The sequence below is a fragment of the Pseudoalteromonas aliena genome, assembly GCF_038155085.1.
Classification (GTDB): Bacteria; Pseudomonadota; Gammaproteobacteria; order Enterobacterales; family Alteromonadaceae; genus Pseudoalteromonas; species Pseudoalteromonas aliena_A.
This window is the reverse complement of the sequence record NZ_JBAKAU010000109.1, coordinates 1-232: the sequence shown is the minus strand read 5'-3', so window position 1 is coordinate 232 and position 232 is coordinate 1. Positions and strand designations below refer to the sequence as shown.

Here is a 232-nt window from a genome sequence, read left to right as displayed (position 1 = left end):
GGAAAAGAATGTGTAGCCGAAGGCGTAGAAAGCTCGCATAAACTGGCCTTTTTAAAAACGCGAGGATGTAAGAAATTCCAAGGTTATTTATTTTCTAAACCTGTACCTAACAAAGAAGTATTCGAACTAATTAATCGTGACAGGAGCGATATATTTAATCAGCAATAGTATCTTAAAACAAAGCGAGCTTAATTTAAGGACGCTAACCGCAGTGACGACAATAAGTATCGCT

The 232-nt window shown here is 37.1% G+C and carries 1 protein-coding gene; it reads left to right on the top strand.

What is annotated here, in order from left to right; translation table 11 throughout:
* The coding region (locus tag V6260_RS18725) for an EAL domain-containing protein (protein ID WP_341595586.1) at positions 1 to 168 on the top strand (168 nt) is incomplete at its 5' end.
* Positions 169 to 232: the final 64 nt, after the last annotated feature.